The organism is Arthrobacter sp. CAN_A214, from assembly GCF_015751955.1.
In the GTDB taxonomy this organism is placed as follows: Bacteria; Actinomycetota; Actinomycetes; order Actinomycetales; family Micrococcaceae; genus Arthrobacter_D.
Genome location: NZ_JADOUU010000004.1, coordinates 174250 through 199733, shown reverse-complemented (window position 1 = coordinate 199733; position 25484 = coordinate 174250). Strand labels below are relative to the sequence as shown.

At 66.9% G+C, this 25484-nt stretch carries 22 protein-coding genes and 1 tRNA gene; 16 read left to right on the top strand and 7 right to left on the bottom strand.

Annotated elements, in window-relative coordinates:
- Positions 1 to 57: 57 nt before the first annotated feature.
- Positions 58 to 1185 (bottom strand): phosphoserine transaminase, encoded by a 1128-nt coding sequence (gene serC, locus IWX65_RS06015; protein ID WP_196881528.1) that lies wholly within the window; start codon positions 1183 to 1185, stop codon positions 58 to 60.
- A gap of 216 nt (positions 1186 to 1401) precedes the next feature.
- Between serC and IWX65_RS06010 the strand changes: the two genes are divergently transcribed.
- From IWX65_RS06010 to IWX65_RS05985, 7 genes are all read left to right on the top strand, one after another.
- Positions 1402 to 2106: a metal-dependent transcriptional regulator gene (locus IWX65_RS06010; protein WP_196823037.1), complete on the top strand. Its 705-nt coding sequence runs from the start codon at positions 1402 to 1404 to the stop codon at positions 2104 to 2106.
- A 21-nt stretch (positions 2107 to 2127) separates the two neighbouring features.
- The gene (locus tag IWX65_RS06005; RefSeq protein ID WP_196881527.1) at positions 2128 to 2544 is read left to right on the top strand and encodes a hypothetical protein; all 417 of its coding nucleotides are present in this window, start codon (positions 2128 to 2130) and stop codon (positions 2542 to 2544) included.
- A gap of 2 nt (positions 2545 to 2546) precedes the next feature.
- Positions 2547 to 3365 (top strand): nitroreductase family protein, encoded by an 819-nt coding sequence (locus IWX65_RS06000; protein WP_196881526.1) that lies wholly within the window; start codon positions 2547 to 2549, stop codon positions 3363 to 3365.
- 130 nt (positions 3366 to 3495) lie between these two features.
- Positions 3496 to 3993 carry an HNH endonuclease gene (locus tag IWX65_RS05995; RefSeq protein WP_196881525.1) on the top strand — a complete coding sequence of 166 codons (498 nt, stop codon included), beginning with the start codon at positions 3496 to 3498 and terminating at the stop codon, positions 3991 to 3993.
- Complete coding sequence (mobA, locus tag IWX65_RS05990; RefSeq protein ID WP_334683690.1) at positions 3990 to 4709, top strand: molybdenum cofactor guanylyltransferase; 720 nt, start codon at positions 3990 to 3992, stop codon at positions 4707 to 4709. Before IWX65_RS05995 ends, mobA begins: the two co-directional genes overlap by 4 nt.
- Positions 4672 to 4932 (top strand): DUF6457 domain-containing protein, encoded by a 261-nt coding sequence (locus tag IWX65_RS17720; protein ID WP_334683689.1) that lies wholly within the window; start codon positions 4672 to 4674, stop codon positions 4930 to 4932. Before mobA ends, IWX65_RS17720 begins: the two co-directional genes overlap by 38 nt.
- Complete coding sequence (locus IWX65_RS05985; RefSeq protein ID WP_196881524.1) at positions 4929 to 6188, top strand: molybdopterin molybdotransferase MoeA; 1260 nt, start codon at positions 4929 to 4931, stop codon at positions 6186 to 6188. Before IWX65_RS17720 ends, IWX65_RS05985 begins: the two co-directional genes overlap by 4 nt.
- Before the next feature lie 141 nt (positions 6189 to 6329).
- Here IWX65_RS05985 and IWX65_RS05980 read toward each other — a convergent pair whose 3' ends face one another.
- Positions 6330 to 8702 (bottom strand): FdhF/YdeP family oxidoreductase, encoded by a 2373-nt coding sequence (locus IWX65_RS05980; RefSeq protein ID WP_196881576.1) that lies wholly within the window; start codon positions 8700 to 8702, stop codon positions 6330 to 6332.
- A gap of 81 nt (positions 8703 to 8783) precedes the next feature.
- Here IWX65_RS05980 and fdhD point away from each other — a divergent pair, with 81 nt between their 5' ends.
- Positions 8784 to 9611 (top strand): formate dehydrogenase accessory sulfurtransferase FdhD, encoded by an 828-nt coding sequence (gene fdhD, locus IWX65_RS05975; protein ID WP_196881523.1) that lies wholly within the window; start codon positions 8784 to 8786, stop codon positions 9609 to 9611.
- A gap of 19 nt (positions 9612 to 9630) precedes the next feature.
- Here fdhD and IWX65_RS05970 read toward each other — a convergent pair whose 3' ends face one another.
- From IWX65_RS05970 to IWX65_RS05960, 3 genes are read right to left on the bottom strand one after another with little or no spacing between them, the layout of a single operon-like run.
- A complete protein-coding gene (locus IWX65_RS05970) occupies positions 9631 to 10407 on the bottom strand; it encodes an amino acid ABC transporter ATP-binding protein (protein ID WP_196881522.1) in 777 nt (258 codons plus the stop codon).
- Complete coding sequence (locus tag IWX65_RS05965; protein ID WP_196881521.1) at positions 10394 to 11053, bottom strand: amino acid ABC transporter permease; 660 nt, start codon at positions 11051 to 11053, stop codon at positions 10394 to 10396. The genes IWX65_RS05970 and IWX65_RS05965 overlap by 14 nt, the downstream gene beginning before the upstream one ends.
- Before the next feature lie 39 nt (positions 11054 to 11092).
- Positions 11093 to 11920 carry an amino acid ABC transporter substrate-binding protein gene (locus IWX65_RS05960; RefSeq protein WP_196881520.1) on the bottom strand — a complete coding sequence of 276 codons (828 nt, stop codon included), beginning with the start codon at positions 11918 to 11920 and terminating at the stop codon, positions 11093 to 11095.
- A gap of 148 nt (positions 11921 to 12068) precedes the next feature.
- Here IWX65_RS05960 and IWX65_RS05955 point away from each other — a divergent pair, with 148 nt between their 5' ends.
- Positions 12069 to 13976, top strand: coding sequence for an ABC transporter ATP-binding protein (locus IWX65_RS05955; RefSeq protein ID WP_196881519.1), 1908 nt, complete (start codon positions 12069 to 12071; stop codon positions 13974 to 13976).
- 29 nt (positions 13977 to 14005) lie between these two features.
- Here the strand turns inward: IWX65_RS05955 and IWX65_RS05950 are convergent.
- A tRNA-Arg gene (locus IWX65_RS05950) sits at positions 14006 to 14079 on the bottom strand.
- Positions 14080 to 14311: 232 nt separating this feature from the next.
- Here IWX65_RS05950 and IWX65_RS05945 point away from each other — a divergent pair.
- The 7 genes from IWX65_RS05945 to IWX65_RS05915 all read left to right on the top strand — a co-directional run bounded on the left by IWX65_RS05945 (position 14312) and on the right by IWX65_RS05915 (position 24140).
- Positions 14312 to 15868 (top strand): alanine/glycine:cation symporter family protein, encoded by a 1557-nt coding sequence (locus IWX65_RS05945; protein WP_334683688.1) that lies wholly within the window; start codon positions 14312 to 14314, stop codon positions 15866 to 15868.
- Positions 15869 to 15989: 121 nt separating this feature from the next.
- The gene (gene pcrA / locus IWX65_RS05940) at positions 15990 to 18446 is read left to right on the top strand and encodes a DNA helicase PcrA (RefSeq protein WP_196881518.1); all 2457 of its coding nucleotides are present in this window, start codon (positions 15990 to 15992) and stop codon (positions 18444 to 18446) included.
- 144 nt (positions 18447 to 18590) lie between these two features.
- On the top strand, positions 18591 to 19757 hold the full coding sequence (sucC, locus tag IWX65_RS05935; RefSeq protein ID WP_196823026.1) for an ADP-forming succinate--CoA ligase subunit beta: 1167 nt from the start codon (positions 18591 to 18593) through the stop codon (positions 19755 to 19757).
- A 12-nt stretch (positions 19758 to 19769) separates the two neighbouring features.
- On the top strand, positions 19770 to 20672 hold the full coding sequence (gene sucD, locus IWX65_RS05930; RefSeq protein WP_196881517.1) for a succinate--CoA ligase subunit alpha: 903 nt from the start codon (positions 19770 to 19772) through the stop codon (positions 20670 to 20672).
- Between the two features lie 165 nt (positions 20673 to 20837).
- Positions 20838 to 21893, top strand: a complete 1056-nt coding sequence (locus tag IWX65_RS05925; RefSeq protein ID WP_196881516.1) for a zinc-dependent alcohol dehydrogenase family protein — start codon at positions 20838 to 20840, stop codon at positions 21891 to 21893.
- Positions 21894 to 22036: 143 nt separating this feature from the next.
- Positions 22037 to 23644 carry an MDR family MFS transporter gene (locus tag IWX65_RS05920; protein WP_334683687.1) on the top strand — a complete coding sequence of 536 codons (1608 nt, stop codon included), beginning with the start codon at positions 22037 to 22039 and terminating at the stop codon, positions 23642 to 23644.
- 37 nt (positions 23645 to 23681) lie between these two features.
- Positions 23682 to 24140 (top strand): SRPBCC family protein, encoded by a 459-nt coding sequence (locus IWX65_RS05915; protein WP_196881515.1) that lies wholly within the window; start codon positions 23682 to 23684, stop codon positions 24138 to 24140.
- 92 nt (positions 24141 to 24232) lie between these two features.
- Here the strand turns inward: IWX65_RS05915 and IWX65_RS05910 are convergent, their stop codons facing one another.
- Positions 24233 to 25330: a VIT1/CCC1 transporter family protein gene (locus IWX65_RS05910; protein WP_196881514.1), complete on the bottom strand. Its 1098-nt coding sequence runs from the start codon at positions 25328 to 25330 to the stop codon at positions 24233 to 24235.
- Between the last annotated feature and the right edge of the window lie 154 nt (positions 25331 to 25484).

Below are 25484 nucleotides of genomic sequence, written 5' to 3'. Positions count from 1 at the left end.
GGCAAGGTTGGCCCTGGGGCACATCACCGGTCTCGGGCGGACCGTCAGGGCCGTGCTCTAGAGCTTTCCAACCACATAGTCGATGCACTCGAGCAGGGCGGAGACGTCGCTCGGGTCAATGGCCACGAAGGTGGCGATGCGCAGCTGGTTCCTTCCGAGCTTCCGGTAGGGCTCGACGTCGACGACACCGTTGGCGCGAAGCACCCCGGCAACCCGGGCGGCGTCGACGGAGTCCGCGAAGTCGATGGTTGCGATGACATTCGACCGATCGTCGGGGTCCTGCACGAAGGGTGTTGTGAGCGGCGACGCCTCGGCCCAGGAGTAGATGCGACCGGCCGAATCGGCGGTCCGCGCCGCGGCGAAGGTGAGCCCGCCGCTTTCATTGAGCCACTTCACCTGCGCATCGAGGGTGATGAGCGTGGAGAGCGACGGCGTGTTGTACGTCTGGTTGAGACGCGAGTTGTCGATGGCCGTCTGCAGGTTCAGGAAATCCGGGATCCAGCGGTCCGAGCTGTTGAGTGACGCCGCCCGCTCGAGTGCGGCGGGGGAGAAGAGGCCGAGCCACAGGCCGCCGTCGGACGCGAAGTTCTTCTGCGGCGCGAAGTAGTACACGTCCGCCTGACTGACGTCGACGTCGAGGCCGCCCGCGGCGGAGGTGGCGTCGATCAGGGTCAGGGCGCCGTCGTCCGCCCCGTCGACCCGCCGAACCGGAGCGGCGACGCCGGTGGAGGTTTCGTTCTGGGGCCAGGCGTACACGTCCACGCCCTGCTCGGGCCGGGCTGTGGGGCGCGTACCCGGCTCGGAGGTGAGAATGCTCGAGGCTTCGAGGAACGGCGCCCTGTTGGTGGCCGAGGCGAACTTCGAGCCGAATTCCCCGAAGGAGAGGTGCTGGGCTCGGGACCTCACCAGCCCGAAGGCCGCCACATCCCAGAACGCCGTGGAGCCACCGACGCCGAGAACCACCTCGTAGCCATCCGGTGCCCGGAAGAACGTCGACAGGCCCTCGCGGACCTCGCCCACCAGGTTCCGGACCGGCGCCTGGCGGTGGGAGGTGCCGAGAATCGACTGTCCCGCGTCGGCGAGGGCGGCAAGCTGGCCGGCGCGGACTTTCGAGGGACCGGCTCCGAAGCGGCCGTCCAGGGGCAGCAGGTCGGCTGGGATGCGGATGGCGGCGTTGTCGGTCATGGCTTCATTCTGCCCCAACGATGTAGCGCTGACCCATTTGTGACCCGCAGTCCCTGCTTGCCGGTATGCACCGGGTACGGATCACTTCCCGCGGGTGGAATTGCTCGTCCTGGGAGGAAAGGGAGCGGAGTGGGGGTGCTGATGCATAGGTTAACCTTGGGAGGGGGCGCTGGCCTTCCGTCCCGCACCCCGCACTGCATCAAGGAGTTGAACCGCATGACGGATCTCATCGATACGACCGAGATGTACCTGCGGACCATCCTCGAGCTCGAGGAAGAAAGCATCGTCGCATTGCGGGCGCGGATCGCGGAGCGGCTCCGCCACTCCGGGCCCACTGTCTCGCAGACGATCGGGCGGATGGAACGCGACGGACTCGTGGTCGTCTCAGGGGACCGGCACCTCGAGCTCACCGAACTCGGACGGCGCCGGGCAACCGAGGTCATGAGGAAGCACCGCCTTGCGGAACGGCTGCTGAGTGACGTCATCGGGCTTGACTGGGCGTACGTCCACGACGAGGCCTGCCGCTGGGAGCACGTCATGAGCGAACGCGTGGAGCGCCGCCTGTACGAGCTGCTCGGCCAGCCCACGCAATCTCCGTACGGCAACCCCATCCCGGGCCTCGAGGCGTTGGGCGGAGTGTCGACGGATTTCCTCACCGACGGTGTCGTGACCCTGCTGGCGGCCATGGAGACCTACAGCACCGGCTCCCGGGTCACCCTTCTGCGCCTGGCGGAGCCCATCCAGGTGGACCCCGAACTGCTCACCCAGCTGGACGAGGGCGGGCTGCGCCCCGGTGCGTCCCTGAGTCTTGAGTCGGTGGGCGGGTACGTGTCGGTGCGGGTGCCCGGGGTCGAGGGTGCCCTCGAACTGCCGCCCGAGGTCGCTGCCCATGTCTTCGTCTCGGTGGGCGCGCCGGCCTAGGACGGCGCATACGATCGAACCGTGGGACGGCAACGGAGGCACGCATCTGCGCAGGGCACAGCCACGTGCGGAACAACCCGCGCCGCAACCCGGGCGGCGGTCAGCGCGGCGGCGGGATCCTATGCCGGAAACGCAGCGCTCGGCACCGCGGTCCTGTTCGGTTTGATCGACACCTCGCGGGTCCGGTGGGTGCATCACCTGCTCTACGTAGGAACGTGTCTGACCACTGCTGCGGCGATGCTTGCCGCAGCGGCTGACCCGCACGGCAGGCGTGTCTGTGCTGTGTTGGCCCCGGCCGTCCTTCCGCTGGCAGTCATCCCTTTCGCCGGCACCTCGGGCCGCCGTCATCCGGCGGTGGCGCTGGCGGCTGCGCCGTTCTATGCGGCTGCGCTGGTGCGGGTCCGGAGGTCAGACGTGGCCGTAGGACTTGGGGGGTGAACATGGAGTTCCTTGACGTTGTCCGACGGCGGAAGACAACGAACGGGCCGTTCCTGCCCACGCCGGTCAGCGAGGCCCACCAACGGCTCCTGATGGAGGTGGCGGGCCGCGCCCCGTCGCAGCTCAACAGCCAACCGTGGCGGTTCGTGATGATCGAGGACCGCGCCACCATCGAGGACGTGGCGTCCATCAGCGGCGGCAGCATGACGGCCGCCATGTCCAATGGGACGTTCTTCGAGCGGTACAAGCCCTACTTCCGCTTCAGCGCCGAGGAAATGGCCACGCGGCGGGACGGTATGCTCTTCGACCGGTTGCCGCCCCAGCTCAGGCCTTTCACCAGACAGGTGTTCACGCGGCGCGGGCAGAGGATGATGAACGCGCTCCGCGTGCCGCAGAAGCTGGGCGAGGAGAACCGTCGACTCGTCGCCGGCTCTCCGCTTCTGCTCGGAGTCCTGTTGGACCGCTCCGAATACCGGCCCGGCGAGCTGTCCGCCTTCTATTCGGTGTTCAGCATGGGGGCGGCGATGGAGAACGTCTGGCTGACCACCGTGGAGCTCGGCATGGGCATCCAGTTCATCTCCTTCCCGATGGAGGTGCCGGGTAGGTGGGAACAGATCGCCGGACTCCTGGCAGTTCCCGACGAGCTCGAACTGATGGCCCTCTACCGGCTCGGTTACCTTCCCGAGGAGCAGCGCCGTCCGGCCATCGACTGGTCGAGCTCTGAGCGCAAGCTGCCCTCGCAGTACGTGTTCCGTGAAACCTGTGCAACACCGCAGCAGGGTTGGGACGACGGCGGGAGCGGACGTCCGGCGGGCGGCTGAAGCCGGCGGCTGACCGCGGATTCGCCTGACAGCGCGCGGCGGCTTACCCTAGCATTGTCAATTCGGAGAACTTCTCCTGAGCGCGGGACGGCAACCGGTTCTCGGGACGTAGTCGCAAAGAGGCCCGTGCATGCGCACTCTCGTTCTGAATGCAGGATATGAACCGCTGGCGGTCGTCACCTTCCGCCGGGCGCTGGTGCTTGTGCTGACGGGCAAGGCGAGCGTGGTCGCCGAAGATGACGACCCGGTGGTCGGTCCCAATGAAGTGCTGGGGCGCCCCTCCGTGATCCTTCTCCACCGGTACGTCAAGATCCCTTACCGGCACGACGTCACTGCCACCCGAAGGGGCGTTCTCCGGCGGGACAATCACCTGTGCGCCTACTGCGGCAAGACGGCCACCACCATCGACCACGTGTATCCGCGCTCACGAGGGGGCTCGGATACCTGGGAGAACCTCGTGGCCTGCTGCCTCCGCTGCAACAATGCGAAGGGTGACAAGACCCTCGCGAGCCTCGGTTGGAGCCTGCGGACCGTGCCGCTGCCGCCCCGCGGGCCCCTGTGGCAGCTGCGGGAGCTTGAGAAGCCTGCGCCGCAGTGGAGTGAGTTCCTCACCGAGTGGGCCGCGTGAGCTTTCCGCAGGTCCGGTTCGACGCCGTCGTCCTGGCCGGGGGGCGCTCCTCACGGCTCGGCGGAGTCCCGAAGGCTGACCTCACGGTCCAGGGCCGGTCGCTCCTCGAGATCACCTGCCGCGCTGTGGCCGACGCGAACCGGATCGTCATCGTCGGGCCGACCTCGGCGGTTCCACGGACAATGACGGAACTGCCCAGCACGGGGGGCCCCGAGCTGCGCGTGGTGCGCGAGGATCCGCCCTTTGCAGGTCCCGCCGCTGCGCTTGCCGCAGCCCTGACCACTCCCGGCGCACTCGGCCCCGCCGACAGTTCACCGGCCTGGCTGGCCGTGCTGGCCTGCGACATGCCGCGCGCCGGACAGCTCCTGGAGCTCCTGCTTGCCGCCGTCGCCCGGGATCCGTCGATGTCGGTCGTCGCCGACGATGCGGGCAGGACCCAGCCCCTTGCGGCGCTGTACCGGCGGGATGCTCTTGAGGCTGCGGTCGCGGGCACAGCCGCTGCAGGAGGGGCCGCGAATCTGTCGATGAAGAAGCTCCTTGCTAGTGTGAGCACCAGAGAAGTCCCGGTTCCGCCGGGCACAACGCTCGACGTCGACACGTGGGACGATGCACGCGCCCTGGGCGTCGACGTCGTCGAGGAGACCCCGGAGGGCACAGATGGACGAGCGCGAAAAATTGTTGACCGAGTGGTGCGCCAGGCTGCTGAAGGCCTATGAGCTCGAGGATTCGACGGTGGACATCGACGCCGTCCTGGCCCTTGCCGGAAAAGCCGCCCACGGCGTGGTGCGCCCGGCGGCGCCCCTGACCACCTTCATCGCCGGATACGCGGCAGGCCTCGCTGTGGGAAGCGGGCAGGCCGGGGAAGAGACCGCCATGCGCTCGGCCATCGGCCTGGCGAATGCGCAGTGCCCGCCCGCCGGCCAGGAGGCGACGGCGTGAGCGAAGCTGGTGGGAACCGGAACCTCGACTGGGGAACGGCACGGGAGGCGGCGTACGACGCCGCCCGCCCGCTGCCCTATCAGACGGTGACCCTCGCCGACGCGCTCGGGCAGACGCTCGCCGAGCCGGTCTCGCCCCTCCAGCCGATTCCGCATTACGCTTCCTCGGCCATGGACGGTTGGGCCGTCAGCGGCCCGCCGCCGTGGACCCTCGTCAGCCCCGAGGTGCACGAGGATCACCCGTGGCGCCGGCCGGCTCCGCACAGCGATTCCGGCACGGTGGCACTCGAGCCGGGTCAGGCAACCTTCATCCTCACCGGGGGCGTGGTCCCGGGCAACACCGACGGCGTCCTGCGGACCGAGCACGGCCAGATCCGCGGTGACCTGCTCGACAGGAACGAAGCAGCACGACCGGACGAGCCGGTCCCCGGCGAGCACATCCGGCCCGCCGGGGAGGAGGCGGAAAAGGACATCGAGGCCATCCCGGCCGGAGTGGTCCTCAACCCGGCGCAGATCGCCCTCGCGGCGGTGTGCGGCCACGACACCCTCGCGGTGCTGCGCGCGCCCCGGGTGTCACTCCTGATGACGGGGGACGAGGTGATCGAGGCGGGCCTGCCGCATGCGGGCCAGGTGCGCGACACCTTCGGGCCGCAGCTGCCGGCCTTCGTGGCGATGCTGGGCGGACACGTCGACGTCGCGGGACGGGCCAAGGACGACCTCGACGACGTCGTTGCCGCCATCAGCGCGGAAGCCACCGACGGGTTCTCGCTGGCGAGGGCCTCGGGAGACGTGCTCATCACCACCGGCGGCACGGGAAGTTCCTCGGCGGACCATATCCGCCGGGCCCTCACAGTGCTCGACGCCGAGATGGTCATCGACGGCATCGCCATGCGGCCGGGCCATCCCACCCTGCTGGCCAAGCTGCCGGACGGGCGGTTCCTCGTGGGACTGCCGGGGAACCCCCTGGCGGCGATGATGGCGATGCTGACCGTGGTGGGTCCCTTACTGGCCGGGCTGCGGGGGGCTCCCCTGGAGGTACCGCAGCAGGTGCTGTGCGGAGAGCAGTTCGAGCCGTTGGAGGGGCGCAGCCGCCTTGTCCCGTTCCACTGGTCGGAGGGCCGCGCGATGCCCAGCGGTCACCAGCGCTCAGGGATGCTGCGCGGTCTCGCATCGGCGGACGGTGTCCTGGTGGTGCCGGCCGAGGGCTGCACCGTCGACCAGCCGGTGCCGGCGGTCAGGCTCCCCTGGGTACGTTAGGGCGCTGATCGGGGGCCCGGAAAGGCCGCGAGCCGGGGCGTTCCAGAAAACGACGAACGCCCCGGATATAGAACCAGGGCGTTCGTCGTTCTCCACAGCGTTCGCCGATGTCCAGCGCGTCAGCCGCGGCGCCGGCTTCCATCAGCCGGCTGGCACGAGCGCTTCCTCCGCTGCTTCGTCAGCCGCCTTCTCTCCTGCTTTCTCCAGCCGGAGGATCACCGACTTCGACGTCGGAGTACCGCTGATATCCGCCGTGGAATCCAGGGGAACCAGCACGTTCGTCTCCGGATAGTACGCAGCCGCGCAGCCGCGGGGCGTGGGATACGCCACCGCGCGGAAATTCTCCGCCCGCCGTTCGACGCCGTCAGCCCACTCGGAGACCAGGTGCACCGAATCTCCGTCGGCCAGACCCGCGTCCGCGAGGTCATCCGCATGGACGAGGACCACCCGTCGCCCGCCGTGGATGCCGCGGTAGCGGTCATCCTTGCCGTAGATCGTGGTGTTGTACTGGTCGTGCGAGCGCAGGGTCTGCAGGAGCAGCCGTCCCTCGGGGACCTTCGGGTACTGCAGCTCGTTGGCGGTGAAGTTCGCCTTGCCGGTGGTGGTGGTGAACGTCCGGCTGTCCCGCGGGCCGTTGGGCAGGACGAAGCCGCCGGGCCTGTCGATCTTCGCTTCGAAATCGTCGAATCCCGGAACGACGGCGGAGATGTGCTCCCGGATCACGCGGTAGTCGGCCTGCGCCGCAATCCAGTCCAGCTGCGGAGCGTTCTCGGTGTAGGGGCTGTCCGTCCGGGCGAAGAGCCGGTCGGCGAGCTGGCAGACGATCTCGATCTCCGAGCGCATCTCGGTGCTTGCCGGCTTCAGCCGTCCGGTGGAGGCATGGACGGCGCTCATCGAGTCCTCGACGGTGACCCGCTGGTCTCCACCGGCCTGGGTATCGCGGTCGGTGCGGCCGAGCGCGGGAAGGATGACCGCGCGACGGCCCGTAATGAGGTGCGAGCGGTTGAGTTTGGTGGAGACCTGCACGGTGAGCCGCGTGTTGCGCAGTGCCTGGTCGGTGACGTTCGAGTCGGGGGTGGCGCGGACGAAGTTTCCGCCCATCGCCATGAAGACCTTCGCGCCGCCGTCGCGCATGGAGCGGATCGCTCCCACGGTGTCGAAGCCGTGGCGGCGCGGTGAGGAGAAGCGGAAGCGCTGGTCCAGCGCGTCATGGAAGGCCGCCGGCATGCGCTCGAAGATGCCCATGGTGCGGTCGCCCTGCACGTTGGAGTGCCCGCGGACGGGGCATACGCCGGCGCCCGGCTTGCCGACGTTGCCCTGCAGCAGGAGCACGTTGACGACGTCGCGCAGCGTGGCGACGGAGTGCTTGTGCTGGGTGAGGCCCATCGCCCAGCACACGATGGTGCCGGGGGAGGCGATCATCCGGTCGCCCACCTTGGTGATCTCGGCCTTGCTGATGCCGCTCGCCTCGATGATCTCGTCCCAGGACGTGCTCCGGAGGCTCTCGAGATAGTCCTCGAGGCCCAGCGTGTGTTTCGCGATGAAGGCGTGGTCGAAGACGGTACCGGTGGCCTCCTCCTGCTCGAGCAGGTGCTTGCCGAGTCCGCGGAACAGCGCCTGGTCGCCGCCGAGGCGGATCTGCAGGAAGTCATCGGCCAGGGATGTGCCGCCACCGAACCGGGTCCCCAGCAGGCCCATCGGGTTCTGGGGATTTTCGAAGCGCAGCAGTCCGGCCTCGGGCAACGGGTTGATGGCGACGATCGCCCCGCCGTTCTTCTTCGCCTTCTCGAGCGAGGTCAGCATGCGCGGGTGGTTCGTGCCCGGGTTCTGGCCGGCGACGATGATCAGGGGCGCGGTATCGACGTCGTGCAGTGACACCGTACCCTTGCCGATGCCGAGCGTCTCGACGAGCGCCGAGCCGGAGGACTCGTGGCACATGTTGGAGCAGTCGGGCAAATTGTTCGTACCGATGCCGCGAACCATCAGCTGGTACAGGAAGGCCGCCTCATTGGAGGTCCTGCCGGAGGTGTAGAAGACGGCTTCGTCGGGGCTGTCCAGTGCCGCGAGCTCTTCGACGATCACCGAGTACGCCTCGTCCCAGCCGACCGGCCGGTAGTGGGTGGCGCCGGCGTCGAGCAGCATCGGGTGTGTGAGGCGACCCTGCTGGCCCAGCCAATACTCGTCGTGGGACATCAGATCGGAGATGGAATGCTCGGCGAAGAACTCCGGGGGAACGGTGCGGCGCGTGGCTTCCTCTGCCACGGCCTTGGCTCCGTTCTCGCAGAATTCGGCGGTATGCCGCTTGTCACCCTCGGGCCAGGCGCAGCCCATGCAGTCGAAGCCCTTGACCTGGTTGACCGCGAGGAGGGTCTGGGCGCTGCGGAGCGGGCCCATCTGGTCGATCGAGATCTTCAGGGAGTTGAGAACCGCCGGAAGGCCGACGGCCTTCGTCTTCGGCTTCCCCGTGGTGATCCGGGATTCGTCGATGTCGTTCTTCGGTGCCTTCGATGCCAAGGCCGTCACATCCTCGTGTTGGGAGCAGACTGTACGGTCAGTCAACTAACCTCATCTTAGGCCGATGGTGAGGAGTGGTTGATGAACAGGGTGACGCAGCGCCGCCGCATAACGAAGTTCCGGGTGGGCGGGACTATGGGCCACCGTGAGGATGTGCTCGCAGGCGAGGAGCCACTGGAGATCCGTCTCGACGGCCGCGCGTTCACGGTCACCATGCGGACGCCCGGCGACGACTTCGACCTCGTGGCGGGCTTCCTCGTGTCCGAGGGCGTGGTGTGGGAGCCGGGCCAGCTGCCGAGCCTGCGGTACTGCGCGGGAGTGGACGACAACGGGCAGCAGACCTTCAACGTGGTCGAGGCGCAGCTCCGTCCCGGCGTCCAGCTGCCGGATACCGCGATGGAACGCCATGTCTACACCTCGAGTTCCTGCGGGATCTGCGGGACGGCGTCCATCGACGCTGTCCGTAAATCCTCACGGTTCGAGCTCACCGGCGATACCGCACGCGTGGAGCTGTCGGTCCTCGCCGGGCTGCCCGATCGCCTGCGGGAAAGCCAGAAGCTGTTCGACCGAACGGGCGGCGTCCACGCCGCCGGGCTGTTCACCCGCGACGGCGAGCTGTTGTGCCTGCGCGAGGACGTGGGACGCCACAACGCGGTGGACAAGGTCGTGGGCTGGGCCCTGCGGGAAGGGATGCTGCCCCTCGCGGGCACCATCCTGCAGGTCTCCGGGCGGGCGTCCTTCGAGCTGGTGCAGAAGGCCCAGCTCGCAGGCATACCGGTCCTCGCCGCGGTCAGCGCGCCGTCGTCGCTCGCCGCCGACCTCGCCGACGACGCCGGACTCACCCTCGTGGGCTTCAGCCGCGGCAGTACCCTCAACTGCTACTCGCATCCCGAGCGCATCAGCGCCTGACAGGTGGGCTCGGCTGCGGTTAGAAGGGGTTGAGGAGCCGGTCCACGAACCGTCGGGTCCGCTCGTGGACCGGGTTACGGAGTACCTGGTCGGGGTGGCCGTGTTCCACCACGACGCCGCCGTCCATGAACACCACCTCGTCGGCCACCTCGCGGGCGAAGGCGAGCTCATGGGTGACGATCACCATGGTCCAGTCCTCCTCGGCCAGTTCCTTGATCACCGTGAGGACCTCGCCCACCAGTTCGGGATCCAGGGCGGACGTCGGCTCGTCGAACAGCAGCAGGTCCGGCTGCAGGGCCAGCGCCCGCACGATGCCCACGCGCTGCTGCTGTCCGCCGGACAGCTCGAAGGGATGCTGGTCCTTCTTCTCCGCGAGGCCCACGCGTCCCAGTAACCGCTCGGCGTCGGCTATCGCGTCTTTCCTCGCCCGCTTCTTGACCTGTACCGGGCCTTCGATCACGTTCTCCAGCACTGTCCGGTGCGGGAAGAGGTTGTAGTTCTGGAAGACCATCGCGCTGCGGTCCCGCAGCGAGAGTGCTTCCCGCCTGGACACGCGTGCACCGAAGTCGACGGTGGGTCCGCCCCGGAAGGCGACGGTGCCGCCGTCGGGCTCCTCGAGTCCATTCAGGCACCGCAGGACCGTGGTCTTGCCCGAGCCCGAGGGGCCGACGAGCGCCACCACCTGCCCCGATCGGACCGACAGGTCGATGGACTTCAGGACCTGGTTGCTACCGAACGACTTCTCGAGTCCCGTGACGGTCAGGAGGGGTGCCGGGTCTGGTTCAGCGGGCAACATAGCGGTCCAATCTCTTCTCGAGGACTGACTGCCCGCTGGAGAGGACGAGGCAGAACACCCAGTACACCAGTGCGGCCTCCAGGTACAGCATCATGAACTGCTGCGAGAACGCGGCAATCTGCTGCGCCTCCCGGAACAGTTCGGTGACCAGGATCAGCGACGCGAGCGAGGTGTCCTTGACCAGGCTGATGAACGTGTTGGACAGCGGCGGAACCGAGACCCGTGCGGCCTGGGGGAGGATCACGCGGCGGAGTGTCACGGTGCGCGACATGCCGATCGTGTGGCCGGCCTCCCACTGCCCCTTGGGCACCGACAGGATGGCCGCGCGCAGGATCTCCGCCGCATAGCCTGCCACGTTGAGGGAGAACGCGATGATCGCGCTCGGCCACGGATCAATCACCAGTCCGATCGAGGGCAGGCCGTAGAAGATGACGAACAGCTGCACCAGGAGCGGCGTCCCCCGGATCACCGAGATATAGCCGCGCGCGATTCCCGAGAGGACGCGCCTGCCGCTGATGCGCAGAAGCGCGAGCACCAGCGCCAGGGCGAGCCCGAGGACGAAGGACGCGAGGGAGAGGGGGATGGTTCCGGTCAGGCCGCCGCGAAGGATGGGCCAGAACGAACTCCGGAACAGCTCCCAGTCCACGTGTTCATCCTTTCAACGGTTCCGACGGTTCCGGCCGGGTTACTGGCTGACGTCGGTCCCGAAATACTCCTCGGAGATCTCGGCGAGGGTCCCATCCGTGCGGAGTTCCCCGAGGGCGGTATTGACGGCATCGACCAGTTCGGTGCTGCCCTTCCGAAAGGCTACCGCGCTGAGGGACTGCTCCTCGGTCTCTGCGGCCACCTTGATCGAGGGATCGTTGCTGGTTTTCTGGTAGTCGAGGTAGGTCAGTTCGTCGTTGATGGTGGCATCGACGCGGCCCTGCTGGAGGAGCGTGATGGACTGCGCCCACCCTTCGACCGGTTCCACGTTGGCCCCGCTCTCCTGGGCGAGCTCGTACCAGTTGCTGGTGAGGGACTGCGCCGTGGTCTTGCCCTCGAGGTCTTCGAAGGAGGCGATCGCGCCGTTGTCGGCGCTCGTCACGATGACGCCGTTGCTCACGGTGTACGGGTCCGAGAAGTCGTAGGCCTCCTGCCGCTCGTCCGTGATGGACACCTGGTTGGCGACGGCGTCGAAACGGCCGGCTTCCAGTCCGGCGAAGATGGCATCCCACTGGGTTTCCTGGAACTCCGCCTCCACCCCGAGCTTCTCCGCCACTGCGGTGATGACCTCGACGTCGTACCCGGTGAGCTCGCCGGTCCCGTCCTCGTGGAAGCTGAAGGGCTTGTAGGTTCCCTCGGTGCCCACCGTCAGGACGCCGGCCTCCTGGATCTGCTGAAGGGTCGACGGCGCCGCTGATTCACCGCCGCCATCGGCTTCACCGGACGGGGACGGAGTGGACGATGAGCACCCGGCGAGCGCCAGGGTGATCGCTGCGGTTGCGCCGAGAACGGACAGGCGTGACTTCATGGTTCGGGTTCCTTAGATATTCGCCGGGGTGGGCTCCGAGGCCTCCCTAGGTGAACACCGGCGCCCCTGCTAATTGTTCCGGGATGTGCTGTCGGGGTTCGGCACTTCCCGGCCTAAGCTTGGGGAGGCTCGAACTGGAGGAATTCTCATGAGCATGGAAGGCGCGGCCTGGAGCTCCCTGTACCGGATCTCCACCGCCAAGGACAGCAGGAACAAGTTCTCCCGGGAGACGCTGAAACGGATCGTCGCTTTCGCCGTGCCCTACCGTGCCCAATTGGCGATCTTCATGGTGCTCTCCGTGGCGGGGGCCTTCCTTGCCGTGGCGACGCCCGTCCTGGCCGGTCAGGTGGTGGATGTCATCGTCGCCAACGGCGAGACGGCCACGGTGGTGCGCCTCGCAGCCGTCATCGCCCTCGTTGCCGTTCTCGATGCCGCTGTGTCGATGATCACCCGGTGGTATTCCTCGAGGATCGGCGAAGGGGTGATCCTCGACCTCCGCACCGCCGTCTTCGACCATGTCCAGAAAATGCCCATCGCGTTCTTCACCCGGACCCGCACCGGGGCACTCGTGAGTCGCCTCAACAACGACGTGATCGGCGCCCAGCAGGCATTCAGCGGAACCCTCTCGGGAGTGGTCACCAACCTCGTGGCGCTGATCCTCACCCTGATCGTGATGCTCAGCACCTCGGTACTGGTGACGGTTCTCGCCATCATCATGCTGCCGATCTTCCTCATCCCCGCCCGCCGGATGGGCAGCCGGCTCGCGGCACTCCGGCGCGAGGCCGCGGACCACAACTCAACCATGAGCACCCAGATGACGGAGCGTTTCTCGGCTCCCGGAGCCACCCTGGTCAAGCTGTTCGGACGCCCGGACGAGGAGTCCGACGAGTTCCGGGTACGTGCGGCCCGCGTGCGTGACATCGGTGTCCGGACGGCGATGCTCCAGTGGATCTTCTTCACCGCGCTGATGCTCGTCTCGGCGCTGGCGCTCGCCCTGGTGTACGGGCTCGGTGGCGGCCTGGCGCTCGCCGGACAGCTCGATACCGGCGAGGTGGTCACGCTGGCACTCCTCCTGACCCGCCTGTACGCCCCGCTGACCAGCCTCGCCAATGCGCGCGTCGAGATCATGAGCGCACTCGTCAGCTTCGAGAGGGTTTTCGAGGTCCTCGACCTCGTGCCGCTGATCCAGGAGAAGCCCGGCGCCGGTTCCGTGCCCCCGGGGCCGGTCTCCGTCGAATTCGACGACGTCCGTTTCGGCTACCCTTCCGCGGACAAGGTGTCGCTCGCCTCGCTCGAGGAAGTAGCGACACTCGATACCCGTGGCGGCGAGGAAGTGCTGCACGGAATCTCCTTCCGCATCGAACCGGGCCAGACCGTGGCCCTGGTCGGCACCTCCGGTGCCGGCAAGTCGACGATCGCCCAGCTCCTGGCCCGGCTGTACGACGTCGACAGCGGCGCGGTGCGCCTGGCCGGCGTCGACGTGCGGGACGTGACGTTCGAGTCGATGCGCCACGCCCTGGGGATGGTGACGCAGGACGGCCACCTGTTCCACGAGACCATTCTCTCCAATCTGCGCCTTGCGCGACCCGAGGCCACCGAGGATGAGGTGTGGGACGCCGTGCGCCGTGCACGGCTCGAGCCGCTGGTGAGGTCCCTGCCCGATCAGCTCGACACGATGGTGGGGGAGCGCGGCTACCGGCTGTCCGGCGGGGAGCGGCAGCGCATGACCATCGCGCGGCTGCTGCTGGCGCAACCGCGCGTCGTCATCCTCGACGAGGCGACGGCGGCACTCGATTCGACGTCGGAGGCGGCGGTCCAGGCCGCGCTGAGCGAGGCCCTCGAGGGCCGGACCGCCATGGTGATTGCCCACCGACTGTCGACCATCCGCACCGCGGACCTGATCCTCGTGGTCGAGGACGGCTGCATCGTGCAGCGCGGGACCCATGACGAGCTGTTGGCGCGGGGCGGACGCTACGAAGAGCTGCACCGGACGCAGTTCGCGGTGCAGAAGAACGTTGCGGTGGACGAGGAGCCGGAGACGCTCAGCCAGGTCTAGGGGCCGAAGTGCTTTCGTCCGGCTGTCCGTGCCCCTGGCCGGAATCGAACCGACGACCTTCCCTTTAGGAGAGGGACGCTCTATCCTACTGAGCTACAGGGGCCTGCTGCCGCGGCAGATATCTTCGCCGCGTCGAGCATGCCCAGCTTACCCGTTCGTCCGGATGAGAGGAAAAACCGGAAAATTGAGCGGCAGGACCGAGAAGTATCACCTGCCACTCCTGCCCCCCGGCAATCCGTGCACTCAGCGGTGCATTATGGTTGGAACTTTGGCGGACACACACTGTGATTGCCAACACAAACGGAAACCGGCTCCCTGGAGGGATGGCAAATAACATGGCACTACCTATGGCGAGCGTCACCGAGGACGTCGGATGGCTCGCAGCGATCGACAACGGCATCAACTCGGTGTTCGAACCCATCACCGAAGTCTTTTCCACGATCGTGTTCTTCCCCATCACGATCGGCAACGTAAGCTTCCCGTTCGTGGTGGCCTGGCTCATCGCAGCAGGCGTGATCTTCACGATCTACTTCGGTTTCGTCCAGTTCCGTGGACTGAAGGTCGCCTACGAAGTGGTACGCGGCCGCTACTCCTCGAAGGACGACCCGGGGGAAGTGCCGCACTTCCAGGCCCTGACGTCAGCGCTGTCGGGCACGGTCGGGCTGGGAAATATCGCCGGCGTCGGTGCGGCCATGGCTCTCGGTGGCCCGGGCGCAACCTTCTGGATGATCCTCGCCGGGCTCCTGGGTATGGCGACGAAGTTCGCCGAATGCACGCTCGGTGTGAAGTACCGCGAGGTCCACGAGGACGGGTCCGTCAGCGGCGGGCCCTTCAAGTACCTCCCCATCGCCTTCAGCAAGTTCGGGGCCATCCCTGCAAAGATCCTGACCGGAATCTTCGCCGTCGCCATCCTCATCTTCGGCGTGGCCGGCGGCAACATGTTCCAGGCCAACCAGACCTTCGCGCAGGTGCAGAATGTGACCGGCGGCGCTGACGGCTTCCTCGGAAGCGCCGGAGCCGCGCTCATTTTCGGCCTCGTGCTCGCCGGCCTCGTAGCCGTGGTGATCCTCGGCGGTATCAAGTCCATCGGAGCCACCACCAGCAAGCTCGTGCCGGCCATGGGCATCGTCTACGTCACTTCCTGCCTGCTCGTCATCCTCGTGAACTTCGGACAGGTTCCCGCCGCCATCGCGTCGATCTTCGCAGGAGCTTTCAATCCTGAAGGGATCGCGGGCGGAATCCTCGGCGTCATGATTGTCGGGTTCACCCGTGCAGCCTTCTCCAACGAGGCAGGGCTCGGCTCCGCCGCGATCGCGCACTCGGCAGTGAAGACCCGCCGCCCGGTCAGCGAGGGTTTCGTCGCCCTCTTCGAACCGCTCGTCGACACGGTGCTCATTTGCACGATGACGGCGCTGGCGATCATCATCGCGGGCGCACCGAGCCTTCAGGCCGGGATCGACCAGGTGCAGGCAGGGGAGGGAACGCCCGACGGCGTCATCCTCACCTCCGACGCCTTCGCCACCGTGTTCCCCTGGTTTCCCGTGGTGCTTGCCATTGCCGTGGCACTGTTCGCCTACTCGACCCTCATCACCTGGTCCTACTACGGACTCAAGGCCTGGGAATTCCTGTTCGGCCGCGGCAAGACCTCGGAGATCATCTTCAAGATCATCTTCCTGTTCTTCACCGTTGCCGGTTGCGTGCTGACCTTCAGCCAGGTCATCAGTTTCGCCGATGCCGCCCTGTTCGTCTGCGGCTTCGTGAACCTGCTGGGCGTCTACCTGCTCCTGCCCGTCATCAAGCGGGAGATGAAGGAGTACCTCGCCGACCGCAAGAGCGGGAAGCTCGCCATCCTCGGCATCGAAGAGGATGAGATCCGCAGCGACAAAGGTTAGTCCTGCTTCGGGAGCGCCCGGCGCTCCCGCTTCCGCCCGATCCTGAAGCCCCCGGCACCGCCGGGGGCTTCAGGATCGGGCGCGGTGAGTGTCACAGGCACCGCCTAGACTGGAAAGCACAATGGATATGCTTTTCGACCCGTACTTCGACCCCCGCCCCGCCCGGAATACAAGCAAGACCGAGGGGAACAAGCCGGCGTCCCCGCCCGACCCCTCCGACCCGGCCCTGAGTTCCGCCGCTGGATCGAGGGGGGTGGATGAGCAGCGGGCCTCCGAGCTGCTCGAAGGGCTCAACCCGCAACAGGAGGAGGCGGTCCGCCATTCCGGCTCCCCTCTGCTGATCGTCGCCGGGGCCGGTTCCGGCAAGACGCGCGTCCTCAGTCACCGGATCGCCTATCTTCTGGCCACCGGGCGGGCACATCCGGGTCAGATCCTCGCCATCACTTTCACCAACAAGGCCGCCGCAGAAATGCGCGAACGGATCGAGGCCCTGGTGGGCGACGTCGCCAAGCGGATGTGGATCTCCACGTTCCACTCCTCCTGCGTGCGCATCCTGCGCCGCGAGGCAGCATCGGTGGGGCTGAATTCGAACTTCTCGATCTACGACTCGGCTGACACCCTGCGCCTGGTCACCCTCGTCGCCAAAGGCCTGGACCTCGATCCGAAGAAGTTTGCACCGAAGGCCATCCAGCACAAGATCTCGGCGCTGAAGAACGAGCTCATCGACGAGGAGACCTACGCGGGCGCCGTCAGCCTCTCCGACCCGTTCGAGCAGGCCGTCTCCGAGGTGTACACGGGCTATGCGCAGCGCATGCGCCAGGCCAACGCCATGGACTTCGACGACCTGATCGCCCAGACGGTCTTCATGTTCCGTGCCTTCCCCGGGGTTGCCGACTACTACCGGCGGCGCTTCCGGCACGTGCTCGTGGACGAGTACCAGGACACCAACCACGCACAGTACGCCCTGGTGCGGGAGATCGTCGGAGTTCCCGGCGAGTCGACCGACGACCCCGCCGAACTGACGGTAGTGGGCGACTCGGACCAGTCCATCTACGCTTTCCGTGGCGCTGACGTGCGCAACATCGTGGAGTTCGAGAATGTCTATCCGAGTGCCAGGACCATCCTGCTGGAGCAGAATTACCGCTCCACGCAGACCATCCTGAGCGCCGCCAATGCTGTCATCTCGCGCAACCCTAACCGGCCCGAAAAGCGGCTGTGGACCGCCGAGGGCAACGGCGAGAAGATCATCGGCTACGTCGGTGAGAACGAACACGAGGAAGCCCGGTTCATCGCCGAGGAGATCGACCGGCTCCAGGACGAGGACAACCTGCGGCCGGGGGACGTCGCGGTGTTCTACCGGACCAACGCACAGTCCCGCTCCATCGAGGAGATCCTGATGCGCGTGGGCCTGCCCTACAAGGTGGTGGGCGGTACCCGATTCTACGAGCGCAAGGAAATCAAGGACGCGCTGGCGTACCTGCGCGTGCTGGTGAATTCCGACGACGTCGTGAACCTGCGCCGGATCCTCAACGAGCCCAAGCGTGGAATCGGTGACCGCGCCGAATATGCGGTGGCGGCTCTCGGGGAACGCGAGCGGATCAGCTTCATGGCTGCCCTCCGGCGTGCGGGTGAAGCGCCGGGCATGGCAACCCGCTCCGTCAATGCGGTGGCGGGTTTCGTCAAGCTCATCGACGATCTTGCCGAAGTGGCTGCCGGATCGGGTGCGTCCGCAGCACTGGAGGCAGTGCTGGAGCAGACCGGGTACCTCGAACAGCTGCGAACCAGCAATGATCCGCAGGACGAATCGAGGGTGGAGAACCTCGCTGAACTGGTGGCCGTGGTCCGGGAGTACGAACGCGACAACCCCGACGGCACGCTCGGTGATTTCCTTGAGCAGGTATCATTGGTGGCCGATGCCGACCAGATTCCGGACGCGCCGGAGGGTTCTCCCGCCGAGGTGGAGCGGGCGGTGGCCGAGGCGCGCAGGCAGGGCGTGGTGACCCTCATGACGCTGCACACGGCCAAGGGACTCGAATTTCCTGTGGTGTTCCTGACGGGCATGGAGCAGGGCATCTTTCCGCACCAGCGGTCGGCAACGGACCCTAAGGAGCTCGCCGAGGAGCGCCGGCTCGCCTACGTGGGCCTGACGCGCGCGAGGGAACGGCTGTACCTGACGCGGTCCGAGGTCCGGAGCATGTGGGGCCAGAGCCAGTACAACCCGGCAAGCCAGTTCGTGGGCGAAGTGCCCGAGGAGCTGATCGTGTGGAAGCGGGAAGGTGCGGCGAAGCCGGCCTGGACCACGGGTGGAAGCATCAGCGGCCCCCGTTTCAGCGGTTCCTACTGGGGAGCAGGCGGAGGTGGAGCGTCGTCGGCCCCGGCGAAGGCCATCGGCCGCGTGCAGCCGCAGAAGGAAGTGGTCTCCGTGGGGGTGGGGGACCGGGTCAACCATGCGAGCTTCGGCAACGGCACAGTGCTCGCCGTCGAGGGATCGGGAGACAAGACCGTGGCCAAGGTGAAGTTCGACGCCGGCGAGAAGCGGCTACTGCTGCGGTACGCGCCACTCACCAAGGAAGCCTGAAAGCCCTAGCTCATACGCCGGTTTTTCTACAACTCATAGAACTGTGTGCTTACTCACTAAAGGGCTAGTCTTGAAAAGGCCTCCCGTGCCAAGGGACTAAAGTTCCCTGTGTAAACCTACTTCGACGTAGAAGGACACTAATCCGTGGACCTGTTTGAATATCAGGCGCGCGATCTCTTTGAGGCACACGGAGTACCCGTGCTCGCCGGCATCGTGGCGCATACCCCTGAAGAAGCAAAAGCAGCAGCTGAGAAAATCGGCGGCGTTGTTGTCGTCAAGGCCCAGGTCAAGGTTGGTGGCCGAGGAAAGGCCGGCGGCGTCAAGGTCGCCAAGACTCCTGAGGAAGCTCACCGCTACGCCTCCGACATCCTCGGTATGGACATCAAGGGCCACACGGTCAACAAGGTGATGATCGCGCAGGGCGCGGACATCGCGGAGGAGTACTACTTCTCCGTCCTCCTCGACCGTTCGAACCGCAACTACCTCGCCATGTGCTCCGTGGAGGGCGGCATGGAGATCGAACAGCTCGCGGTGGAGCGCCCCGAAGCCCTGGCGCGCGTGGCTGTGGACCCCGGAGTGGGAATCGACCAGGCGAAGGCCGACGAGATCGTCGCCACGGCAGGCTTCGCACCCGAGCTTCGGGCCGACGTCGCCACCACGATCCTCCGGCTGTGGGACGTCTTCGTGAAGGAAGACGCCACGCTCGTCGAGGTCAACCCGCTGGTGAAGACCGGTGCCGGTGACATCGTCGCGCTGGACGGCAAGGTCACCATCGACGAGAACGCCTACTTCCGCCACGATGACCACGCGGCCCTCGAGGACAAGGACGCAGCGGATCCGCTCGAGGCCAAAGCCAAGGAGCACGACCTCAACTACGTCAAGCTCGACGGCGAAGTGGGCATCATCGGCAACGGTGCCGGTCTTGTCATGTCGACGCTCGACGTCGTCGCGTACGCCGGCGAGGCGCACGGCAATGTGAAGCCCGCGAACTTCCTCGACATCGGCGGTGGAGCCAGTGCGGAGATCATGGCGGCGGGACTCGACGTCATTTTGAACGACTCCCAGGTCAAGAGTGTGTTCGTCAACGTCTTCGGCGGTATCACCTCCTGCGACGCAGTGGCGAACGGTATCGTCAAGGCACTCGAGATCCTCGGCGACGAAGCGAACAAGCCCCTCGTGGTCCGGCTCGACGGCAACAACGTCGAAGAAGGTCGCCGCATCCTCTCAGAGGCCAATCACCCCCTGGTGACCCTCGCCACCACCATGGACGAAGGCGCCGACAAGGCCGCCGAGTTGGCTTACGGAAAGTAAAGGTTTCTCTCTATGTCTATCTACCTGAATAAAGACTCAAAGGTGATCGTCCAGGGCATCACCGGCGGCGAGGGCAGCAAGCACACCGCCCTCATGGTTGCAGCAGGAACCCAGGTCGTGGGAGGCGTGAACGCCCGCAAGGCCGGAACCACCGTCACCCACGGCGATGTCACCCTGCCGGTGTACGCCACGGTCGAGGAAGCGGTTGCCGAGACGGGCGCCGACGTCTCGATCGTCTTCGTTCCACCCGCCTTCACCAAGGACGCCGTCGTCGAAGCCATCGAAGCCGGCCTCGGCCTCGTCGTGGTCATCACCGAGGGCGTCCCGGTACAGGACTCGGCTGAGTTCTGGGCACTGGCCCAGACCAAGCTCGACGCCGACGGCAAGCAGATCACCCGTATCATCGGGCCGAACTGCCCCGGCATCATCACCCCGGGTGAGTCGCTCGTGGGCATCACTCCGGCGAACATCACCGGCAAGGGCGGCGTCGGCCTGGTATCGAAGTCCGGCACACTCACGTACCAGATGATGTTCGAGCTGCGCGACCTCGGCTTCTCCACCGCCATCGGCATCGGCGGCGACCCCGTGGTCGGCACCACCCACATCGATGCGCTCGAAGCCTTCGAGGCGGATCCCGAGACCAAGGCGATCGTCATGATCGGCGAAATCGGGGGTGACGCGGAGGAGCGCGCCGCCGAATTCATCAAGGCCCATGTCACCAAACCGGTTGTCGGATATGTTGCAGGGTTCACGGCGCCTGAAGGAAAGACGATGGGCCACGCGGGCGCCATCGTGTCCGGTTCCGCCGGCACCGCACAGGCCAAGAAGGAAGCCCTCGAGGCAGCGGGCGTGAAGGTCGGCAAGACGCCGTCCGAGACGGCAGCCCTCCTGCGCGAGGTCTACGCGGCCCTCTAGGCTGCCACCCGTTTCGCTACGGGCCAGGCACGACGCCGCCCCGGCTGCCACTGGCAGCCGGGGCGGCGTCGTGTTCCCGGCCGGGGATCCTCACCCGCGGATCCTGGCGCGTAGGGTGGGATCCGGGGAAACGACCGACAGCTCTACGAATTCCAAGGAGAATCCATGCGCGCCACAATCATCCATGGTCCAGGCGATATTCGCGTCGAGGACAGGGACTACCCTTCTGTCATCCGCGCCACCGATGCCGTCGTGAAGGTGACCGCCTCCTGTGTCTGCGGGTCCGATCTCTGGCCCTACCGTGGCGTCGGAAAGGCGAGGGGGCCCAAGGCCATCGGCCATGAGTTCGTCGGTGTGGTGGAGGCGGTCGGCGACGACGTCACGCAACTGGCCGTGGGTGACTTCGTCATTGCGCCCTTCGTCGACAGCTGCGGGGCTTGTCCCCAGTGTGTCAACGGCGTGACAGTGGCCTGCGACCACCTGACGTCCTGGGGAAGCACCGACGAGAACGGCGACTACGTCGACGGCGGCCAGGGAGAGGCAGTCCGTGTGCCGCAGGCCGAGGGCACGCTGCGGAAGGTCGAGGGCGTCACCGAACCGGACGCGGAGCTGACCGCTAGCCTGCTCACCCTCTCGGACGTCATGTCGACGGGCCACCACGCCGCGGTCAGTGCGCACGTCGGCCCCGGACGAACCGTCGTCGTGGTGGGTGATGGCGCCGTCGGCCTCTGCGGGGTGCTTGCCGCCAAGCGGCTGGGTGCCACTCGGATCATTGCGATGTCCCGGCACGAGGACCGGCAGGCGCTGGCCCGGGAGTTCGGTGCCACCGACATCGTCGCCGAGCGCGGCGACGACGGCGTTGCAAAGGTCCGGGAACTACTCGGAGGAGTGCTGGCCGACTCGGTACTCGAGTGCGTGGGCACCAAGGAATCCATGGACCAGGCACTGCGCAGCACGCGGCCGGGCGGCAGCCTCGGCTTCGTCGGGGTGCCGGCAGGGGGGCCCGAAGTCCCGATTGGTTACCTCTTCGCGAAGAACATTTCCGTGGGCGGCGGAATGGCTCCTGCCCACACCTACATCCCCGAACTGCTCGAGGACGTCCTTGCAGGGAAGATCAATCCCGGCAAGGTGTTCGACGTCGTGATGCCGCTCGAGGAAGCGGCCGAGGCCTATCGGGCGATGGACGAGCGCCGTGCCATCAAGGTGCTGCTCAGGCCCTGACTCCCGGGCGGAAGCTGACCAGCGGCGCGGCCCTGGGCGCGGTCCCCGAGGGCCGCGCCGCTGCGCCGTCAAGGACGTGTGATTTAGGGCGCAACCAGCGGATTCCGATTGTGGATCCCGAGCGCGGGTGCAAGAATAGTTCGGTGAGTCAACTAAAATCCCGCTCGGCTGCCCCCCGACGCACTGCCCCGGCGACGGAAGCCAAATTCGTGCTCGTCTTCGTGGCACTGATGCTTTCCATGCTCCTTTCAGCCCTGAACCAGACCATTCTCGGAACGGCCCTGCCCACGATCGTGGGTGAGCTGAACGGCGCAAGCTCCATGCTCTGGGTCATCACGGCCTTCATCCTCGCCTCGACGATCACCATGCCCATCTACGGCAAGCTCGGTGACCTGGTGGGGCGTAAACACCTGCTCATCAGCGCCATCCTGATCTTCCTCGCAGGCTCCGTGGTCGGCGCCCTCGCACCCGACATGACCTGGCTGATCGTCGCCCGCGTGATCCAGGGGCTCGGCGGTGGCGGACTCATGATCCTCTCGCAGGCCATCATCGCCGACATCGTGCCCGCCCGTGAACGCGGCAAGTACATGGGATTGATGGGAGGCGTCTTCGCTTTCGCCTCAGTGGTGGGACCGTTGATCGGCGGCTGGCTCACCGAGGGTCCCGGGTGGCGCTGGGTGTTCTGGTTCAACCTGCCGGTCGGGGCCCTGGCGCTCGTCGGGGCCACGCTGTTCCTGCGGCCGAAGGCCGTGCGGGTCCGACCCACGCTGGACCTCTGGGGCATGGTGTTCATCGCACTGGCCACCACCGGCCTGGTGCTGGTCAGCAGTTGGGGTGGCAGCACCTATGCCTGGACGAGCCCGGTCATCCTGGGCCTCGTTGCAGCGACCGTCGTCTCTGCAGTGGTCTTCGTGCAGGTGGAGCGGCACACCGCCGAGCCGATTATTCCTCTGTCGCTTTTCCGGGACCGCAACTTCAAGCTCACCACGGTCGCGGGCCTGCTGACCTCGGTGGCGATGTTCGGCTCCATCGGCTACATGCCGACCTACCTCCAGATGGCGACGGGTGCTTCGGCCACCGAGGCCGGCATGCTGATGATTCCGATGATGGGGGCGTTGCTGGTCTCGTCGATCGTCTCGGGACAGCTCGTGTCGCGGACGGGCCGCTACAAGTGGATGCCGATCGCCGGTTCCGCCATCATGGTGGTGGCCCTGGTGCTGATGGGCATGCTCGAGGCATCCTCAGCGGTATGGCACATCTGCCTCAACCTGGGGATTCTGGGTCTGGGTCTGGGCCTGAACATGCAGATCCTGGTGCTGATCGTCCAGAATTCCTTCCCGCTCAGCCAGGTGGGAACTGCAACGGCTGCCAACAACTTCTTCCGGCAGATCGGCGCCACCCTGGGTTCGGCCGTGGTGGGCAGCCTGTTCGCATCACGGCTGACCGGCTTCCTCGCCGAGCGGCTTCCTGCCCAGGCATCCGCAGCAACGGGAGGCGGGGAGTCCCTCACGCCTGCCCTGGTGCAGAGCCTTCCGGAGGAGCTGCGCAGCGTGATCGTGACTTCCTACAGTGAAGCGCTCATCCCCCTGTTCCTCTACATGGCGCCGTTGGCTGCCATCGCCGCCGTGCTGTGCCTCTTCGTCACCGAGAAGCCCCTGGCCACCACGCTGGAGCACGACGCCGGCCCCGAGTCGATCGGTGAAGGCAGCATCGTAATGGGTGGCAGGGAGAACGCGCCGACGTCGAAGTAGTACCGTGCCTCCCAGGAGGGTCCGGCACAATAGCGGAATGACTACCGTTCGCGAGCCGCGCCCCTCTGCCTACCTCATCACCCGGGAGCGCCTGATCGACGCTCCCGCCGGCCGGATCTTCGAGGTCCTCGCAACTCCCTCCCTGCACAGCGTGATCGACGGCTCGGACACGGTGAAGGGCGAACAGCCCAATGGTCCGAAGCGGCTGGCGCTCGGCGCGCGCTTCGGCATGGACATGAGCATGGGGGCCAGCTATCGGATCCTCAACACGGTGACCGAGTTCGAGGAGGGGCGCCGCATCGCGTGGCGCCACTTCTCGCGGCATACCTGGCGCTACATTCTCGAGCCGCGCGGCGACGCGACCCTCGTGACCGAGCAGTGGGATGCCCGCGACGTCCCCTTCAAGCTGGTCCTCCGGCTCGCCGGCTTCACCCGGCGGCACCCCGAGAGCATCGAGAAGACGCTGGCGAAACTCGAGGAGCACGTCGCCGGCTGATCGTCGGCGCGTGCGCAGGACAACGACGACGTCGCTCGTCCCGTCCGGCGAGGTCGCCGTTGTCTACGGCTGCCCCGTCGACGGGAGGATACTCAGATCACCGAGGTGCCGAACAGCAGGCCCAGCACGTAGGTGGCCGCTGCGGCACCCAGCCCGATTGCCATCTGCCGCAGTGCGAGCCGGAGCGGTGAGGTGCCGGACAGCAGCCCGACGACGGCGCCCGTGGCAAGCAGTGCAAGGGCCACCAGGACGCAGGCGGTGACGACGGCGGCGGTGCCCGTCAGGCCGAGCAGGTACGGCAGGACGGGGATGATGGCGCCTGAGGCGAAGAAACAGAAGCTCGACGCCGCGGCTCCGAGACCGGTTCCTACGGCTTCGTGGTCATCGGGAGTGACGTCGTCGTCGGGTTGGAGGGAATAGCTCGGGTCGCAGTCGCAGCCGTAGAGCCCCATCCGCTCGGCAGCGCGGTGCTCGGCGGCTTCCGGGGTCATGCCGCGTGCCCGATAGACCAGGACCAGCTCGTTCGCCGCGATGTCCAGTTCCTTGGCGGCGGTCAGGGTGATTTGGGTGGGACGGGTCGCCGAGAGCAGTTCACGCTGCGACCTCACCGACACGTACTCGCCGGCGCCCATCGACAGTGCCCCGGCCAGCAGTCCCGCGAGCCCGCTGAACAGGACGAACGACGTCGAAACGCCCGTGGCGCCGATGCCCATGATGAGTGCGAGGTTGCTGACCAGGCCGTCGTTGGCCCCGAAGACGGCAGCCCGGAAGTTGCCCGAGAGCCGATTCCTGCCGCGTGTGGCGAGTCCGCGAACCACTTCCTCGTGAATCTGTTCATCCGCTGCCATGGCACTGGTGGCCGAGGGATCGGTGGCATACGGGGACCGTCCCTCGGCGCGCTGGGCTAGGGCCAGCACAAAAACCGAACCGAAGCGCCGGGCGAGGAGCCCGAGAATCCTGTTCCGGACGGAAGGCGTCGCGGGTCTGCCTGCCGCGCCGCCCAGCAGGGCGAGCCAGTGCGCCTCGTGGCGACCTTCGGCCTCAGCGAGCTCGAGGAGGATTTCGCGTTCCTCGCCCTGCCGCCGCTGTGCGAGGTAGCGATAGGTGGCTGCCTCGGCACGCTCATCTGCAAGATACTGCCGCCACCGCTTAACGTCCTGTGGACTGGGACTGGCCTCGGGGGCGCTCACTCGGTACTCCTGGTCGGCGGTTCGCTGCCCTCAATCCTAGCGCGGGGAGCACGCGGCCCCGGCCGGCCCCTAGCGCGGGGAGCACGCGGCCCCGGCCGGCCGCTTGCCGACGGCGGAAGCGGGCTACCGTGGGGCGTCCCGCACGCGGTAGAGT

What these genes read in the sequence shown, in the direction of transcription:
- serC (WP_196881528.1), bottom strand. Translation starts at nt 1,185, where the DNA reads ATGACCGACAACGCCGCCATCCGCATCCCAGCCGACCTGCTGCCCCTG.
- IWX65_RS06010 (WP_196823037.1), top strand. Translation starts at nt 1,402, where the DNA reads ATGACGGATCTCATCGATACGACCGAGATGTACCTGCGGACCATCCTC.
- IWX65_RS06000 (WP_196881526.1), top strand. Translation starts at nt 2,547, where the DNA reads ATGGAGTTCCTTGACGTTGTCCGACGGCGGAAGACAACGAACGGGCCG.
- IWX65_RS05995 (WP_196881525.1), top strand. Translation starts at nt 3,496, where the DNA reads ATGCGCACTCTCGTTCTGAATGCAGGATATGAACCGCTGGCGGTCGTC.
- fdhD (WP_196881523.1), top strand. Translation starts at nt 8,784, where the DNA reads ATGAACAGGGTGACGCAGCGCCGCCGCATAACGAAGTTCCGGGTGGGC.
- IWX65_RS05970 (WP_196881522.1), bottom strand. Translation starts at nt 10,407, where the DNA reads ATGTTGCCCGCTGAACCAGACCCGGCACCCCTCCTGACCGTCACGGGA.
- IWX65_RS05960 (WP_196881520.1), bottom strand. Translation starts at nt 11,920, where the DNA reads ATGAAGTCACGCCTGTCCGTTCTCGGCGCAACCGCAGCGATCACCCTG.
- IWX65_RS05955 (WP_196881519.1), top strand. Translation starts at nt 12,069, where the DNA reads ATGAGCATGGAAGGCGCGGCCTGGAGCTCCCTGTACCGGATCTCCACC.
- IWX65_RS05945 (WP_334683688.1), top strand. Translation starts at nt 14,312, where the DNA reads ATGGCACTACCTATGGCGAGCGTCACCGAGGACGTCGGATGGCTCGCA.
- pcrA (WP_196881518.1), top strand. Translation starts at nt 15,990, where the DNA reads ATGGATATGCTTTTCGACCCGTACTTCGACCCCCGCCCCGCCCGGAAT.
- sucD (WP_196881517.1), top strand. Translation starts at nt 19,770, where the DNA reads ATGTCTATCTACCTGAATAAAGACTCAAAGGTGATCGTCCAGGGCATC.
- IWX65_RS05925 (WP_196881516.1), top strand. Translation starts at nt 20,838, where the DNA reads ATGCGCGCCACAATCATCCATGGTCCAGGCGATATTCGCGTCGAGGAC.
- IWX65_RS05915 (WP_196881515.1), top strand. Translation starts at nt 23,682, where the DNA reads ATGACTACCGTTCGCGAGCCGCGCCCCTCTGCCTACCTCATCACCCGG.